Source organism: Streptomyces sp. NPDC055103, from assembly GCF_053607625.1.
Genome location: NZ_JBSGTX010000051.1, coordinates 1 through 15,327, shown reverse-complemented (window position 1 = coordinate 15,327; position 15,327 = coordinate 1). Strand labels below are relative to the sequence as shown.

General features: G+C 72.5%; 16 protein-coding genes. 6 read left to right on the top strand and 10 right to left on the bottom strand.

The window, feature by feature from the left end; genetic code table 11:
* Positions 1–50: 50 nt before the first annotated feature.
* On the top strand, positions 51–953 hold the full coding sequence (locus tag ACWFR1_RS27870) for a Bax inhibitor-1/YccA family protein (protein WP_453555719.1): 903 nt from the start codon (positions 51–53) through the stop codon (positions 951–953).
* A 108-nt stretch (positions 954–1,061) separates the two neighbouring features.
* Here ACWFR1_RS27870 and ACWFR1_RS27865 read toward each other — a convergent pair whose 3' ends face one another.
* Complete coding sequence (locus ACWFR1_RS27865) at positions 1,062–1,619, bottom strand: TetR/AcrR family transcriptional regulator (protein WP_453555717.1); 558 nt, start codon at positions 1,617–1,619, stop codon at positions 1,062–1,064.
* A gap of 101 nt (positions 1,620–1,720) precedes the next feature.
* Here ACWFR1_RS27865 and ACWFR1_RS27860 point away from each other — a divergent pair, with 101 nt between their 5' ends.
* Together ACWFR1_RS27860 and ACWFR1_RS27855 are read left to right on the top strand one after the other, a co-directional pair.
* A complete protein-coding gene (locus tag ACWFR1_RS27860; protein ID WP_453555715.1) occupies positions 1,721–2,593 on the top strand; it encodes an alpha/beta fold hydrolase in 873 nt (290 codons plus the stop codon).
* A 41-nt stretch (positions 2,594–2,634) separates the two neighbouring features.
* Positions 2,635–2,964 (top strand): hypothetical protein, encoded by a 330-nt coding sequence (locus ACWFR1_RS27855; RefSeq protein ID WP_453555713.1) that lies wholly within the window; start codon positions 2,635–2,637, stop codon positions 2,962–2,964.
* 52 nt (positions 2,965–3,016) lie between these two features.
* Here the strand turns inward: ACWFR1_RS27855 and ACWFR1_RS27850 are convergent, their stop codons facing one another.
* From ACWFR1_RS27850 to ACWFR1_RS27840, 3 genes are all read right to left on the bottom strand, one after another.
* Positions 3,017–3,862 carry a hypothetical protein gene (locus tag ACWFR1_RS27850; RefSeq protein ID WP_453555802.1) on the bottom strand — a complete coding sequence of 282 codons (846 nt, stop codon included), beginning with the start codon at positions 3,860–3,862 and terminating at the stop codon, positions 3,017–3,019.
* 290 nt (positions 3,863–4,152) lie between these two features.
* On the bottom strand, positions 4,153–5,373 hold the full coding sequence (locus ACWFR1_RS27845) for an acetyl-CoA C-acetyltransferase (RefSeq protein WP_453555711.1): 1,221 nt from the start codon (positions 5,371–5,373) through the stop codon (positions 4,153–4,155).
* Between the two features lie 111 nt (positions 5,374–5,484).
* Positions 5,485–6,522 carry an SGNH/GDSL hydrolase family protein gene (locus ACWFR1_RS27840; RefSeq protein ID WP_453555709.1) on the bottom strand — a complete coding sequence of 346 codons (1,038 nt, stop codon included), beginning with the start codon at positions 6,520–6,522 and terminating at the stop codon, positions 5,485–5,487.
* Positions 6,523–6,625: 103 nt separating this feature from the next.
* Between ACWFR1_RS27840 and ACWFR1_RS27835 the strand changes: the two genes are divergently transcribed.
* Both ACWFR1_RS27835 and ACWFR1_RS27830 read left to right on the top strand, forming a co-directional pair.
* Positions 6,626–8,014 carry a cystathionine beta-synthase gene (locus tag ACWFR1_RS27835; protein ID WP_453555707.1) on the top strand — a complete coding sequence of 463 codons (1,389 nt, stop codon included), beginning with the start codon at positions 6,626–6,628 and terminating at the stop codon, positions 8,012–8,014.
* Between the two features lie 344 nt (positions 8,015–8,358).
* Entirely contained in the window at positions 8,359–9,207 is an 849-nt protein-coding gene (locus tag ACWFR1_RS27830; protein ID WP_453555705.1) for a MurR/RpiR family transcriptional regulator, read from the top strand.
* Between the two features lie 34 nt (positions 9,208–9,241).
* Here the strand turns inward: ACWFR1_RS27830 and ACWFR1_RS27825 are convergent, their stop codons facing one another.
* The 6 genes from ACWFR1_RS27825 to ACWFR1_RS27800 all read right to left on the bottom strand — a co-directional run bounded on the left by ACWFR1_RS27825 (position 9,242) and on the right by ACWFR1_RS27800 (position 13,382).
* On the bottom strand, positions 9,242–9,613 hold the full coding sequence (locus ACWFR1_RS27825) for a hypothetical protein (protein ID WP_453555703.1): 372 nt from the start codon (positions 9,611–9,613) through the stop codon (positions 9,242–9,244).
* A gap of 62 nt (positions 9,614–9,675) precedes the next feature.
* Positions 9,676–10,068 (bottom strand): roadblock/LC7 domain-containing protein, encoded by a 393-nt coding sequence (locus ACWFR1_RS27820; RefSeq protein ID WP_453555701.1) that lies wholly within the window; start codon positions 10,066–10,068, stop codon positions 9,676–9,678.
* Positions 10,069–10,109: 41 nt separating this feature from the next.
* Positions 10,110–10,916, bottom strand: coding sequence for a transcriptional regulator (locus ACWFR1_RS27815; protein ID WP_453555699.1), 807 nt, complete (start codon positions 10,914–10,916; stop codon positions 10,110–10,112).
* Positions 10,913–11,404: a hypothetical protein gene (locus ACWFR1_RS27810; RefSeq protein WP_453555697.1), complete on the bottom strand. Its 492-nt coding sequence runs from the start codon at positions 11,402–11,404 to the stop codon at positions 10,913–10,915. Before ACWFR1_RS27810 ends, ACWFR1_RS27815 begins: the two co-directional genes overlap by 4 nt.
* 140 nt (positions 11,405–11,544) lie before the next feature.
* Positions 11,545–12,024 (bottom strand): SRPBCC family protein, encoded by a 480-nt coding sequence (locus ACWFR1_RS27805; RefSeq protein WP_453555695.1) that lies wholly within the window; start codon positions 12,022–12,024, stop codon positions 11,545–11,547.
* Between the two features lie 32 nt (positions 12,025–12,056).
* Entirely contained in the window at positions 12,057–13,382 is a 1,326-nt protein-coding gene (locus ACWFR1_RS27800) for a diaminopimelate decarboxylase (RefSeq protein WP_453555693.1), read from the bottom strand.
* Between the two features lie 105 nt (positions 13,383–13,487).
* Here ACWFR1_RS27800 and hutU point away from each other — a divergent pair, with 105 nt between their 5' ends.
* Entirely contained in the window at positions 13,488–15,179 is a 1,692-nt protein-coding gene (gene hutU, locus ACWFR1_RS27795; protein WP_453555691.1) for a urocanate hydratase, read from the top strand.
* Positions 15,180–15,327 lie beyond the last annotated feature (148 nt).

Genomic DNA, 15,327 nt, shown 5'->3' with positions numbered 1-15,327 from the left:
ATTACTCTTGACGCAAGGCCGCGCCGTGCGGTCTGCCATGGAGGAGTGAGATGAGGAGCAGTAACCCGGTCTTCTCGCGACGGGGGTTCAGCCGCGACAACGGCTACGCGGTGAACGCGCAGCAGCCGCAGGCCGGGGGCCCCGCCGTCGGAACCAACCCGTACGCCACCGGTAACCCGTACGCCGCCGAGGGTGCGACGAACCCGTACGCCACCAACCCGTACGCCCCGCAGGACGCCCAGCTGGGCGCCCCGCAGCAGGCCCGCGGCAACGTGATGACGATCGACGACGTCGTGAGCCGTACGGCCATGACGCTCGGCACGGTCGTGCTCACCGCCGTCCTGTCCTGGTTCCTGCTGCCGGTGGACTCGGCCAACCTGGGCAAGTCCTACGGCATCGCCATCGGCGCCGCGCTGGTCGCGTTCGTCCTGGCGATGGTGCAGTCCTTCAAGCGCAAGCCGTCCCCCGCGCTGATCCTGTCGTACGCGGCCTTCGAGGGCGTCTTCCTCGGCGTGATCTCGGCCGCCGTCTCGACGTACATCGCCGACGGCGTGGTCATGCAGGCGGTCCTCGGCACGATGGCGGTCTTCGCCGGTGTCCTGATCGCCTACAAGATGGGCTGGATCCGGGTCAACCGACGCTTCTACGGCTTCGTGATGGCCGCCGCCATGGGCTTCATGCTGCTCATGCTGGTCAACCTGCTCTTCGCGGTCTTCGCCGGCGGTGACGGCCTCGGCTTCCGCAGCGGTGGCCTCGGCATCGTCTTCGGTGTCATCGGCGTCATCCTGGGCGCCTGCTTCCTCGCCCTCGACTTCAAGCAGGTCGAGGACGGCGTGAACTACGGCGCGCCGCGCGAGGAGGCCTGGCTGGCCGCCTTCGGTCTCACCATGACCCTGGTGTGGATCTACCTGGAGATGCTGCGTCTGCTGTCGATCCTGCAGGGCGACGACTGACGCGTCTGAACTCGGGGGAAGGGCCCGTCCGGCTTCGTGCCGGGCGGGCCCTTTCCGCGTTCCCGGTCGGGGTGCGTTCCCTGGCCGGGGTACGTTCCCGGGTCGGGTCTACGTCGCCGCGTCGATCAGGACGCGGGCCGCGGCCTTCGCCTGGGCGGCGGGCTCGGGGGAGCCCGTGATGCCCGCGACGGCCATGGCCCCGTTGGCGAGCAGGGCGAGCTGGTCGGCGAGGGCGGGCGGGGCGCCGAGGGCGTCCGTCTGGGCGGCCAGATAGGCCCGCAGAGCCTCCTTGTGGTCGCGGGCGAGGGCGGCGACGTTCGGGGCGACGCCGCCGAGCTCCCCGAAGGTGTTGATGAACGCGCACCCGCGGAACTCCGGCTCGGCGAACCAGTCGCCGAGCCAGTCGAAGACCGCGAGCGCCCGCTCGTACGGGCCGTCGGCGACCCGGGCGCCGTGCGCCACGAGGGCGTCGCGCACGGCGGCGTCGCGGCGCCGCAGGACCGCCTCGACGAGGACGTCCTTGGAGGGGAAGAGCTGGTAGAGCCGCTTCAGCGAGACCCCGGAGGCGGTGCGGAGCGCGTCCATGCCGACCGCCTGCACCCCGCGCTCGTCGAAGAGCCGCTCGGCGGTGTCGAGCACTTTCAGTTCGGCGGTTTCCGCGTCCACCGGCCATCACCCCTTGCGTAGAGAACCATCGTTCTCGTAGCCTACAGGGCATCGGGAGAACGACCGTTCTCTCGGTTCGGAGCACGAGAACGGGGAGTCCCATGTCCGCCTTCGCCCTGCGCGCCCGCACCGTCACCGTCGACGGGATCGACGTCTTCTACCGGGAGGCCGGCGACCCGGCCCACCCCACCCTCGTGCTGCTGCACGGCTTCCCGTCCAGCTCGCACATGTACCGCGGGCTGATGGCCGAGCTGGCCGACACGTACCACCTCATCGCCCCCGACCACATCGGCTTCGGCGCCTCGGCCGCGCCGTCCGTCGAGGACTTCGCGTACAGCTTCGAGAAGCTCACCGAGGTCACGCTCGGGCTCCTCGACCAGCTGGGCGTCGAGCGGTTCGCCCTCTACATCCAGGACTACGGAGCCCCCATCGGCCTCCGGATCGCCTCCCGCCACCCGGAACGGGTCACCGCGATCGTCAGCCAGAGCGGCAACGCCTACCTGGAGGGCTTCACGCCCTTCTGGGACGTCCTCTTCGCCCACGCCACGGACCGCGAGGCGAACGAGGCCGGTGTGCGGGAGCTGCTGACCGCCGAGGCCACCCGCTGGCAGTACACCCACGGCGTGCCGGCGGACCGGCTCGACCGGATCGGCCCGGAGGCCTGGACCCTGGACCAGGCGGGCCTGGACCGGCCCGGCAACAAGGAGATCCAGCTCCAGCTCTTCTGGGACTACCAGTTCAACCTCGACGGCTACCCGGCCTTCCAGGAGTACTTCCGCACCCACCGGCCCCCGCTCCTCGCCGCCTGGGGGCGCGGCGACGAGATCTTCGGCCCCGCGGGCGCCGAGGCCTTCGCGCGGGACCTGCCGGACGCCGAGATCCACCTCCTGGACGCCGGACACTTCGCCCTGGAGACGCACGGCGAGGAGATCGCCGGCCTCGTCCGCGAATTCCTCGGCCGCCATGTGAAGTGAGGGGCGGGAAGGGGGTCCCGGGCGGCGCGTAGGGTTGCGGGGTGCGTGATACGAGTGAACTGACCGCGGCCGTCGAGCGCTTCGCCGACCGGCTGCGGGCCGCCCCGCAGAGCCGCCTCCAGCGCGGGGCGGCGGCCGAGGGGCTCGCGCTCGCCCGGGAGCTCTCGGTGCGCGCCCAGCGCGCCGAGGACCCGGAGCGGGAGCCGCTGACGATGCCGGACGCGGGGGTGTTCACCGTCGCCGATCAGCTCGTCGTCGCCGGGAACGACCTGGCGGAGATCCTGCGAACGGCCCCGGCCGATTCCCGCGAGGGGGAACTGGACGAGGCCGTGAGGCTGGTACGGGAGGCGGCGGAGCGCTCGGGGCTCTGAGACCTCCGGACGTTCCAGAGGCCGACGCCGCCTTGCTGCGGTGCTGCGGGGGTTACAGCGAGGCGATGACGCGGTCCGCCAGGATGTAGACGTTCTCCTCGTCCGTGTCGCCGTACGAGAAGGTCAGCGCGAAGGCGCCCGAGACGCCCGAGCCGCCGAGCAGCACCGGGGCGCGGCCGGAGCGCAGGGCCTCGGCGAGGCGCTCCGCGGTCTCGCGGTGGCCGGGGGTCATGCAGAGCGTCGTGCCGTCCGCGAAGACGTACACGTCCAGGGTGCCGAGCGGGCCGGGGCGGACGTCGGTCAGCACGGTGCGGGTGTCCGCGAGCTCCTCGAGGCGGGCCACCGTCCGCTCGTGGTCGGTGACGACCGGGGTCTGCACCGGCACGAAGTCCGGGTGCGAGGGGTGCCGGCGGCGGGCCGCGGCCAGCTCCGCGGAGTCCTCGGGGAACTCGTCCAGCGCGTCGGCGAGGTCGGCGCCGCCGTCGAGGCCGCCGACACCGTCGAGCGCGGCCGCCTCCGCTTCCAGGGCCTCCAGGGCCATCGCCTCCAGGCCCACGAAGTCGGCCTGGCGCGGGACGAAGAAGGTGCCGTCCTCGACCGGGCCGCCGAGCCCGCCGAGCAACGACGGGGCGTCCGCCGCGTCACGGGCCTCCTGCGCGGCCCAGAAGGCACGGGCCTCCGCGAGCTCGCGCTCGCGCTCCTCGGCCAGCGCTTCGGCGACCGCGGCCCGTATCTCCGCGGCGGGCGTGGCCCTGGCCGCGGGGACCGTGATGCCGCGGGCGGCCGCCAGCTCGCTGCGGAGGCCGGTGACCTCCTTGCGGAGACCGTGGACGGCGTGCAGGGCAGCAGCGCCCACGGCCGTGGCAGCGGCCGTGGTCAGCAGCAGGGCAAGAGACATGGCGCTCACTGACGTACTCCCGATTCCGAGTCGATCCCCCGACTTCCTACATCAGCTTGTCCTGGGGTGGTGCTCGCTGTCAGTGCATTACGTCACGAATTGGACAGGTATTTCGGCCGGGCGTTTAGTCCCATTACGGCTCTGACCTGGGAAAACGAACTCCCCCGGGACGTAGGTCACATCCTGGGGGAGATTCGGTCACGGCTCGGACGCGGTGGGGTTAGCCTCGGGGCGTCAGGACAGGCGCCCGATCGGCTCGGGCGCCCGCTCCGCTCGGCTCAGGCGCGTGATCAGCTCAGGCGCTCGATGACCATGGCCATGCCCTGGCCGCCGCCGACGCACATGGTCTCCAGGCCGAACTGCTTGTCGTGGAACTGGAGGCTGTTGATGAGCGTGCCGGTGATCCGGGCGCCCGTCATGCCGAAGGGGTGGCCGACGGCGATGGCGCCACCGTTGATGTTCACCTTGTCCAGGTCCAGGCCCAGGTCCTGGTAGGACGGGATGACCTGGGCGGCGAAGGCCTCGTTGATCTCCGCGAGGTCGATGTCGCCGATGGTCAGGCCGGCGCGCTTGAGGGCCTGCTTCGACGCCTCGACCGGGCCGAGGCCCATGATCTCGGGGGAGAGACCGGAGACGCCGGTGGAGACGATGCGGGCGAGCGGGGTCAGGCCGAGCTCGCGGGCCTTCGTGTCCGACATGATCACGAGCGCGGCGGCGCCGTCGTTCAGCGGGCAGCAGTTGGCGGCGGTGACCAGGCCGTCGGGGCGGAAGACGGGCTTGAGGCCCTGCACGCCCTCCAGGGTGACGCCGGCGCGCGGGCCGTCGTCCGCGGAGACGACGGTGCCGTCCGGCAGCGTCACCGGGGTGATCTCGCGCTCCCAGAAGCCGTTCTTGATGGCCTGCTCGGCGAGGTTCTGCGACCGTACGCCGAACTCGTCCATCTCCTGGCGGCTGATGCCCTTCCAGCGGGCCAGGTTCTCGGCGGTCTGGCCCATCGCGATGTACGCGTCGGGGACGATGCCGTCCTCGCGCGGGTCGTGCCACGAGGAGCCCTCGGAGGCGGCGACCTCGGCCGTACGGGCCTCGGCGTCGGCGAAGAAGGGGTTGTGCGTGTCGGGCAGCGAGTCCGAGTTGCCCTTCACGAAGCGGGACACCATCTCGACGCCCGCCGAGATGAAGACGTCGCCCTCGCCGGCCTTGATGGCGTGCAGCGCCATGCGGGAGGTCTGGAGCGAGGAGGAGCAGTAGCGGGTGACCGTGCAGCCCGGCAGGTGGTCCATGCCCATCTGCACGGCGACGATCCGGCCCAGGTTGTTGCCCTGCTCGCCGCCGGGCAGACCGCAGCCCAGCATCAGGTCGTCGATGTCGCGCGGGTCGAGCTCGGGCACCTTGGCCAGGGCGGCCTGGATGATGGTCGCGGTGAGATCGTCCGGCCGCAGGTCCTTGAGGGAGCCCTTGAAGGCCCGGCCGATGGGCGAGCGGGCGGTCGAGACGATCACGGCTTCGGGCATCACGGCTCCAGGAGGGTGCGGAGAGGGCGGACTGAAAGGGAAGTTACCCGTACGTACCGCACGGGTCACCGGGCCGGACGTGTGATGAGGGCCTCTTTTCTAAGCGGACGCTCAGTTGGTGGCGGTGTCAGCCGGCGAGGCGCTCCCGGCCGGTCCCTCGACCGCCCCGTCGGTCACCTCTTCACTGTGCAGCGGCAACCGCCTCCGGCGGCGGTGCTTCAGCAGGGCCCACGGCGCCCGTGCGCCCGTGACCTCCGTGCCCGCCTCCTTCGCCGCCTCGGCCGCCGCCTTCGCCACCGGCAGGATGTTCTCCCGGCGCGCGGGCTCCAGCCGATCGGTCCCGGGCCACATGCCGAGCGACGCGCACAGCGTCGGCAGCACCGCCATCGCCGCCGTCGCGTACCCCTCCGCCGACGGGTGGAAGTTGTCCACCCCGAACATCTCGCGCGGATTCGCCGCGAACTCGGGACCGAGCAGGTCGCCCAGCGACACCGTCCGCCCGCCCTGTTCCACGACCACGATCGTCTGCGCCGCCGCCAGCTGCCGCGAGGCCCGCCGGGCCAGCCAGCGCAGCGGCTGGTAGACCGGCTCGATCGTCCCCAGGTCGGGGCAGGTGCCGACCACCACCTCCGCGCCCGCCGTCCGCAGCCGCCGCACCGCCGCCGCGAGATGCCGCACCGACTCCGTCGGCGGCATCCGGTGCGTCACGTCGTTCGCCCCGATCATGATCACGCAGACGTCCGGCGGCCCCACCGGCTGGGCGAGGAGCAGCGACACCTGACGCTCCAGGTCGTCCGAGCGCGCCCCCGAGAGCGCCACGTTCCGCAGGACCACCGGCCGCTCCGCCACCGCCGCGAGCCCCGAGGCGAGCAGCGCGCCCGGCGTCTGACCCGCGCGGCGCACCCCCTGACCCGCCGCCGTGGAATCACCCAGAAGGGCCAGCCGAAGGGGTCCCTCCGTACCGAAGGGCCGGCCGTAGAGGCCGTCCGTCACCGGAGGCAGGGGCGCCGTCCCGTTCCCCACCGTCCTCTTCGCCAGCTGCATCTCGGTCAGCAGCAGCCCGACCGCCGCCACGCCCAGCAGCCCGATGCTCCCGCCGCCGTACGCCGCTCCCGCCGCGATCCGCCGCGCCACCCTCGCCCTCGACATGAGGCCGTCACCTCCTTCAAGCCGTTCAGGGTCTAACTGCCCCGTAAGCCGCTCCGACTACGCATACGCTGGCCACACCATTACGGAGACCCCGGAGATTACGGTGCAATTCCACGACTCGATGATCAGCCTCGTCGGCAACACCCCGCTGGTGAAGCTCAACAGCGTCACGGCGGGTATCCAGGCGACCGTCCTGGCCAAGGTCGAGTACTTCAACCCTGGCGGCTCGGTCAAGGACCGGATCGCCCTCCGCATGATCGAGGCCGCGGAGCAGAGCGGCGAGCTCAAGCCCGGCGGCACCATCGTCGAGCCCACGTCCGGCAACACCGGCGTCGGCCTCGCGATCGTGGCCCAGACCAAGGGCTACAAGTGCATCTTCGTCTGCCCCGACAAGGTGTCCCTCGACAAGATCAACGTGCTGCGGGCGTACGGCGCCGAGGTCGTCGTCTGCCCCACCGCCGTGGATCCCGAGCACCCGGACTCGTACTACAACGTCTCGGACCGGCTCGTCCGTGAGACGCCCGGTGCCTGGAAGCCCGACCAGTACTCCAACCCGAACAACCCGCGCTCCCACTACGAGACCACCGGTCCCGAGCTCTGGGAGCAGACGGACGGGAAGATCACCCACTTCGTCGCGGGTGTCGGCACCGGCGGCACCATCTCCGGCACCGGCAACTACCTCAAGGAGGTCAGTGGCGGCTCCGTGAAGGTCATCGGCGCCGACCCCGAGGGTTCCGTCTACTCGGGTGGATCCGGCCGGCCGTACCTGGTCGAGGGCGTCGGCGAGGACTTCTGGCCGACCGCCTACGACCAGAACGTCACGGACCGGATCGTCGCCGTGTCCGACAAGGACTCGTTCCAGATGACCCGCCGCCTCGCCAAGGAGGAGGGCCTGCTCGTCGGCGGCTCCTGCGGCATGGCCGTCGTGGCCGCCCTGGAGGTCGCCAAGGAGCTCGGGCCCGACGACGTCGTCGTCGTCCTGCTTCCGGACTCCGGCCGCGGCTACATGTCCAAGATCTTCAGCGATGAGTGGATGGCCGGCCACGGCTTCCTGGAGGACACCTCCACCGCCACCGTCGCGGACGTCCTGCGCCACAAGGAGGGCGTCATGCCCTCCCTCGTCCACATGCACCCGGACGAGACCGTCGGTCAGGCCATCGAGGTGCTGCGCGAGTACGGCGTCTCCCAGATGCCCATCGTCAAGCCCGGCGCCGGCCACCCCGACGTCATGGCCGCCGAGGTCGTCGGCTCGGTCGTCGAGCGCGAGCTCCTCGACGCGCTCTTCACCAAGCGGGCCTCCCTGGAGGACGCGCTGGAGCGCCACATGAGCGCGCCGCTGCCGCAGGTCGGCTCCGGCGAGCCCGTCGCCGACCTGATGTCCGTCCTGGGCGAGGCGTCCGACGCGGCGATCGTCCTGGTCGAGGGCAAGCCGACCGGCGTCGTCAGCCGCCAGGACCTGCTGGCCTTCCTGGCCAACGGCGGCGCGAAGTAGTCCACGGCAGCGGCGCCGCGGGGTACGTGCAGTCGTTCGTACAACTGGTACGAGGGCGACACGTACCCGCAGCACCCGCTTAACACGCGTCCGGCACATTGGTCGTTGTCGGCGTCACGGACTTCCGGAGCGGCTCCCGGGCCTCCACAGACGCCGCGGACACGGAGGCCGGCCCTGACCCGGGCCCGTGTCCCTCGCGGGGACCGCCGTCGTCCCGCCCCCCTTCACCGGGGGTGCGGCGGTCCCCGCGCTACTCTTCCCGGCCTCCCCCGTTCCCTCGCCCCACCCGGCTGCATATCCTTATGCAGAGATATTCATGGGTGAATAAGCGGAAGGGGGACGGCATGAGCGACAGCCCGGCCGGACGGCTGCAGACGCTCTTCGAGGGGCACCGGCTGACGCCGACACAGCGACGGATCGCGCACTGCATGGTGCGGCGCGCCGCCGACGTGCCCTTCCTGTCCAGCGTCGAGCTCGCCGACCTCGCCGGGGTCAGCCAGCCCTCCGTCACCCGCTTCGCCGTCGCGCTCGGCTTCGACGGCTACCCGGCGCTCCGCAGGCACCTGCGCGAGGTCGCGCCGCCGGAGCCCGGCGCCGCCGCCGAGAGGGAGGGCGAGGGGTACAACGAGTACCAGCAGGCCGTGCTCGCCGAGATCGAGAACCTCCAGCACCTCGCCGGGCTGCTCGCCGATCCGAAGCCCGTCGAGCGGGCCGGGCGGGTCCTCGCGGCCTCCCGCCCGCTGCTCGTGCTCGGCCTGCGGGCCGCCTCCTCGCAGGCGCGCGGCTTCGCCTACTTCGCGGCCAAGGTCCACCCCGACGTCCGGCTCCTCGACGAGGGCGGCTCGATGCTCAAGGACCGCGTCGACGCGGCCGTACGGGCCGGGGCCACGGCGCTGCTGTGCTTCGCCCTGCCCCGGCACCCCCGGGAGGTCGTCGAGGCCCTGGAGTACGCGCGGGCGGCCGGGCTGACGGTCGTGGCCGTCGCCGACTCGGCCTTCGCGCCCGTCGCCGCCCACAGCGACCTGCTGATCCCGGCCGCCGTAGGCACCGGGCTCGCCTTCGACACCGCCTGCGCGCCGATGATGCTCGGCCGGGTCCTCCTGGAGGCCATGGCGGACGAACTCCCGGACGCGCAGGCGCGCCTGGAGGAGTTCGACACGAAGGCGGCCGCGCGGGGCCTGTTCGTCGAGTAGCCGAGGAGGGGCCCGGTCAGGCCTGGAGCCCGGTTCAGACCTGGAGTTCGGTGGCGATCTTCTTGAGCTGGTGGCGGGCCATCGCGAGGTTCGCGCGCTCCTTGTCCAGGGCGAGGTACAGGAACAGGCCGTTCGTGCCCTGGTTCCTGAGCAGCCGGAGCAGGTGGTACTGCCGGCCGAGGGTGATCAGGATGTCCTCGATCTCGTCGCCGAGGCCGAGCATCTCCATCGCCCGGACCTTGGCCCGGACCACGTCGGTGTTGCCCGCCGCGGCCACGTTCAGGTCGAGCTCCTTGCCGCCGCCGATGGTGCCGAGCGCCATGCCGCTGGTGTAGTCGACGAGCGCCGCGCCGATGGCGCCCTCGATCGCGACGGCTTCCTTGAGGGAGGTCTCGGTGTTCGCCATGGTGTCGCACTTCCTTTTCGTGATCTTCTGCGTGTTCTTCTTGAGCTTGTTCGGACGTCGGTTCAGATCGGGTCCTTACGCTCCAGCGCCCCGTCGACGAGCTCTCCTATCCGGGTGCTGGACCTGCGGGCCTCCAGGTGGAGCCGCCCGACGTTGATCCGTGGCTCCGCGAGCAGCGTCAGGACGGCCGCGCCGCCCGCCGCGTACGTCGCCACGTAACCGTTCTCGCCGCGGACGAGGAGCTCGCGGAAGCGGCCCTGTCCCGTGCAGTCGGTCAGCCGCTGGCCGACGCCGAGCGCCGCCGCCGTCAGCGCGGCCACGCTCTCCGCCTCGCCGTCGACGGTGTCGTGCGCGAGCACGAGGCCGTCGGCGCTGGCCGCGAGGGCTCCGGTCAGCTGGGGCAGCCGGGCCCGCAGCCGTCTGAGTTCGCCGAGGACCTCTGTCTCCGCGGTCATGAGCTGTCTCCTCTCGGCGCGCAGGCGCAGGGCACGCCTCATCACAGATGTGCCTCCAGGGCGTCACGGAGCCGGCGCAGCAGGGCGATGTCGGGGTCGGCCATCGGCGGGGCCGCCAGGAGTGGCGGCGATGGCGGTACGGGGCCGGGGCCGGGCTCCGGCGGGGTCTCGACGAGCCCGGCGGCGGCGAGCCGCCGGACGTCGAGAAGCGTGTGGAAGGCGGGGCGGCCGAGGAACCGGGCGAGGTCCGCCGGGGTCCGCTCCCCGTCGGCCGCGGCGAGCAGCGCGCGCTGCCGGGCCCCGACGGTCTGTCCGGGGGCGGCGGGGCGCGGCACGACCGGGGCGCCGTCGACGGAGGCGTACGGCCAGACGGCGTCGAGGAGTTCGCGGCGGCGGACGGTCTCGCGCTCGACGGCCTCGGCGGAGACCGGCCGGACCGTGCCGAACCAGTGCCCCACCCCGTACCGGAAGCGGGTCGGCCCGCTGGTGGGGGAGAGGGCGAAGAAGGCCGCGTCGAAGACGGCGCCGAGGTGGCAGATCTCCAGCTCGCCGTCGTGCAGCCGGCCGCTGTCGACGAGGAAGCGGCCGACGGCGCGGTGGGCGCCGGCCCGGTCGACGGCCTCGTCCCAGCCCTCGCGGGGCAGGCGTCCGCCGGTGGTCAGGAGGACGTCGACGCCGGGGGCGGCGGGGCTCTCGGCGTGCACGACGCGGCCGTCGACGAGGTAGAGCGTGCCGTGGTCGCGCAGCAGCGCGCCGGTGGCCTTCTCGGCGGCGAGCCGGACCAGCATGGGGGAGACCGGGGGAGCGGGGGGCGCGGGCGGCGCGGGCGGCGCGGCGACGGGGCTCATCCGAGGACCAGCCTCTCGGCGAGGTCGCGCAGGCGCATACGGGCGAGGGCGAGGTTCCCGGTGTCGCGGTCGAGCCAGAGGTGGAGGAAGACGCTGCTGTCGAAGGACGTCTCGACGAAGCGGAGGACGTGGTAGCCGGCGCGGGTGGTGACGATCAGGTCCTCGACGGGCGGCCCGGGCGGTGGCTCCGCGGCGCCGGCCGTGTTGTCCCCGGTCGCGCTCCCGGACCTGTCCCCGGCCCTGTCCCCGGCCGTGCCCCGCGTCGTCCCGCCCGTCGTCCCCGTCGCGTCCCCCGCCGTAGCGAAGGAGTCGAACTCCGCTGCGGCGCGGGCGAGTTCGGCGGTCTCGGCGGCCGTGGTCTCGTGGTCTCCGGTGGGGGACTCGCCCGCCGTCCCGAGGGCGAGCCCGCTGGTCCAGTCGACCAGGGAGGCTCCGCGAGCGCCTGGCAGGGCCATGGCCTCCAGCAGGCACTCGTCGATTCCGGGCACGCGGATTCCCCTCCCGATACGGCGCGCGAACGAACGGCGGTGACGGTGACGTTACTGAACGTTCGTGCCCTCGGGAGGCGTTCTGGCATTTTCCATCGGAACATGCCTGAGGCTGGCGGGAATTGACCGGTCCGGTTCCCTCAGGAGCGGGACTCCACGGCGTTCGCGATCTCGGACAGGTCCTTCGCGAGCGCCCTGGCGACGGCCTTCGCGCCGAAGCGGGCGAGCAGCCGGGCGACGAATCCGGGGGTGCGGTCGTTCGCCGGGCGGGCCGAGAAGGCCATCCGCAGAGCCGTGCCGCCCGTGTCGTCGGCCGTGAGGGTGAGCTCGGAGACGTAGTGCATGCCGTGCGAGTCGGCGACCGTGACGTACCGGTCGGGCGGCTCGCACTCGGTCACGGTCATCTCTTCCGTGGCCTCCTTGCCGAGCATTCGCCGCGTCTCGCGCCAGCGCGTGCCCACGCCGAAGCCGCCCTCGGTGAGCACCTCGACCTTCTCGACGCCCGAGAGGACGCGGGGCATGTCCCGGAGGTCGGTGATCGCCTCCCAGACGCGCCCGGGGGAGGCGGCGACCCGGCGCTCGACGACGACGGAGGTGGTGTCCGTACCCGTTCCAGTCATGGACTCATCGAAGCCGGGCCGCCGCGCCCGCGCTACCCGACGAGCGCGTTCGCCTGTGCCCCGCCCGCCTCCGCGACGATCTCGTCGAGCGTCTGGGCCCTCCGCACCGTCGAGAACGTCACCGACCCGTCCTCGGCCACCGCGAAGCCGTGGATCCCCGGCCGAAGAAGGCTGTTGTACGCGTAGTGGTGGGCGAAGTAGTAGGCGCCGGTGTCCGGGACGGCCACGACGTCGCCGGGGTGCAGCAGCGGGAGCTCCCGGCCGACCGCGAGCAGGTCCCCGGCGAAGCAGGCGGGACCCGCGACGTCCTGGACGGTGACGTCCCCGGCACGCGGGCGGCCCTCGGCGTCGTACGCGAGGATCCGCAGCGGCCAGGAGTCGGGGGCGTAGACCGTACGGGTGGCGAGCTGGACGCCCGCGTGGGTGACGGCGATCGGGCGGCCGCCGGAGGTCTTCGTGTACTCCACCCGGGCGAGGACCGTGCCGTGCTTGGCGAGCAGGGAGCGGCCGAACTCGGTGACCAGGCGGTAGCGGCCGTCGAAGAGCCCCGGCGCGGTGTCGGCGAGCAGCCGGGCGTACTCGGCGTACGTCGGCGTCTCCTCGTCGGAGGCGAAGTTGACCGGCAGGCCGCCGCCGATGTCGAGGGTGTCGATCTGCTGCCGGCCCGCCTTGTGGTTGATCTCCTCGGCGAGGGCGTAGGCCTCCCCGACGCCTTCGGCCATGAGGGCGAGCGGGACGCCCTGGGAGCCGGTGTGGGTGTGCAGCCGGGTCAGCCAGGGCCGGTCCAGGTAGGCCTGGACGACGGTCTCGCGGGCGCCCTCGTCGCGGAGCGCCACGCCGAACTTGGAGGTGGCGGTCGCGGTCGAGAGCGCGTCGATGGAACCGGCTCCGACCTGCGGGTTCACCCGGATGCCGAGGGGCGAGGCGGTGGGCGCGGAGGCGACGAGCGCGTCGAGGCGGTCCAGCTCCTGGAGGTTGTCGGCGTTGACGGCGATCCCGAGCGCGAGGGCCTGGCGCAGCTCGGCCGGGGTCTTGGCGGGGGAGTCGAGCACGGTGTGACCGGGCGGGATCCCGGCGGCGCGGGCGAGGGCGAGCTCGCCGGGGCTGGCGACCTCGGCGCCGAGCCCCGCGTCGTGGAGGAGGCGCAGGACGGGGACGAGCGGGGCGGCCTTCACGGCGAAGGCGTGCAGGACGTGGGCGTCGGTGACGGCGGCGAAAGCACTGGTCAGGGCCGCGGCGGAGGCGCGGATGCCGGCGGTGTCGAGGAGCGCGACGACCGGCTCGGCGGGGGAGAGGAGTCCTTGGTCGACGGAGGCTCGGACGGCGAGATCACGACGGTAGGAGGCCATACGGTCCATCCCATCATTCCGACTCACCGGCACGGGTGAAGCCGACCCTGTTGACTACAAGTATTCATCGAGTCAAGATGTGAATATCTGATCGACATTCGAGGAGGCACCCCCATGTCAGGACCCCGCCCCGTCCGAGCAGCGCGCGGTACGGAACTGAGCGCCCTGGGATGGCAGCAGGAAGCCGCCCTCCGGATGCTCCAGAACAACCTCGACCCCGAGGTCGCCGAGCACCCCGACAAGCTCGTCGTCTACGGCGGCACCGGCAAGGCCGCCCGCGACTGGCGCTCGTACGACGCCATGGTCCGCACCCTGCGCACCCTGAAGCAGGACGAGACGATGCTCGTCCAGTCCGGCCGCCCCGTCGGCGTCATGCAGACCCACGAGTGGGCCCCGCGCGTCCTCATCGCCAACTCCAACCTGGTCGGCGACTGGGCGAACTGGGAGGAGTTCCGACGCCTGGAGCAGCTCGGCCTCACCATGTACGGCCAGATGACCGCCGGCTCCTGGATCTACATCGGCACCCAGGGCATCCTCCAGGGCACGTACGAGACCTTCGCCGCCGTCGCGGCCAAGAAGTTCGGCGGCACCCTCGCAGGCACCATCACCCTCACCGCTGGCCTCGGCGGCATGGGCGGCGCCCAGCCCCTCGCCGTGACGATGAACGACGGCGTCGCGATCTGCATCGACGTCGACCCGCGCGCCATCGAGCGCCGCATCGAGCACCGCTACCTGGACGTCAAGGCCGACAACCTCGCCCACGCCCTCCAGCTGGCCACCGAGTCCCGCGACGCGCGGCGCCCGCTCTCCATCGGCCTCCTCGGCAACGCCGCCGAGCTGCTCCCGCAGATGCTCGCCGAGGGCGCCCCGATCGACATCGTCACCGACCAGACCTCGGCCCACGACCCGCTCGCCTACCTCCCGGTCGGCGTCGCCTTCGACGACATGGCCGACGCCGCCGCCAAGGACCCGGCCGGGTTCACGGTGAGGGCCCGCGAGTCGATGGCCAAGCACGTCGAGGCCATGGTCGGCTTCATGGACGCCGGCGCCGAGGTCTTCGACTACGGCAACTCGATCCGCGGCGAGGCGCAGCTCGCCGGCTACGACCGCGCCTTCGCCTTCCCCGGCTTCGTCCCCGCCTACATCCGCCCCCTCTTCTGCGAGGGCAAGGGCCCCTTCCGCTGGGCGGCGCTCTCGGGCGAGGCGTCCGACATCCACAAGACGGACAAGGCGCTCCTGGAGCTCTTCCCGGAGAACGAGTCCCTCCACCGCTGGATCAAGATGGCCGGCGAGCGCGTCCACTTCCAGGGCCTCCCGGCGCGCATCTGCTGGCTCGGCCAAGGCGAGCGCGACAAGGCCGGCGACATGTTCAACGACATGGTCGGCAACGGCACCCTCGCCGCCCCGCTCGCGATCGGCCGCGACCACCTCGACTGCGGCTCGGTGGCCTCCCCGTACCGCGAGACCGAGGCCATGCTCGACGGCTCCGACGCCATCGCCGACTGGCCGCTCCTCAACGCCATGGTCAACGTCGCCTCCGGCGCCTCCTGGGTCTCCATCCACCACGGCGGCGGCGTCGGCATGGGCCGCTCCCTCCACGCGGGCCAGGTCACCGTCGCCGACGGCACCCCGCTGGCCGGCGAGAAGATCCGCCGCGTGCTCACCAACGACCCGGGCATGGGCGTCATCCGCCACGTCGACGCGGGCTACGACATCGCCGAGCGGGTCGCGGAGGAGAAGGGCGTCCGCGTCCCGATGCGCGAGGGCGACACCGAGGGCGACACCGAGTCCGAGGCCTCCGCGTGAGCGCGAGCTTCCATGCCATGTGGCAGTCGCGGGGGGCCCACCGGCGCCCCCGCCCCGCGGGGGGGGCGGGGCAGGTCCCCCGGCACGGGCGCGCGGGCCCCCGCCCCGGCCGGGGGGCCCGGGGGGCCGGGCGCCGCGGGGGGGCGGC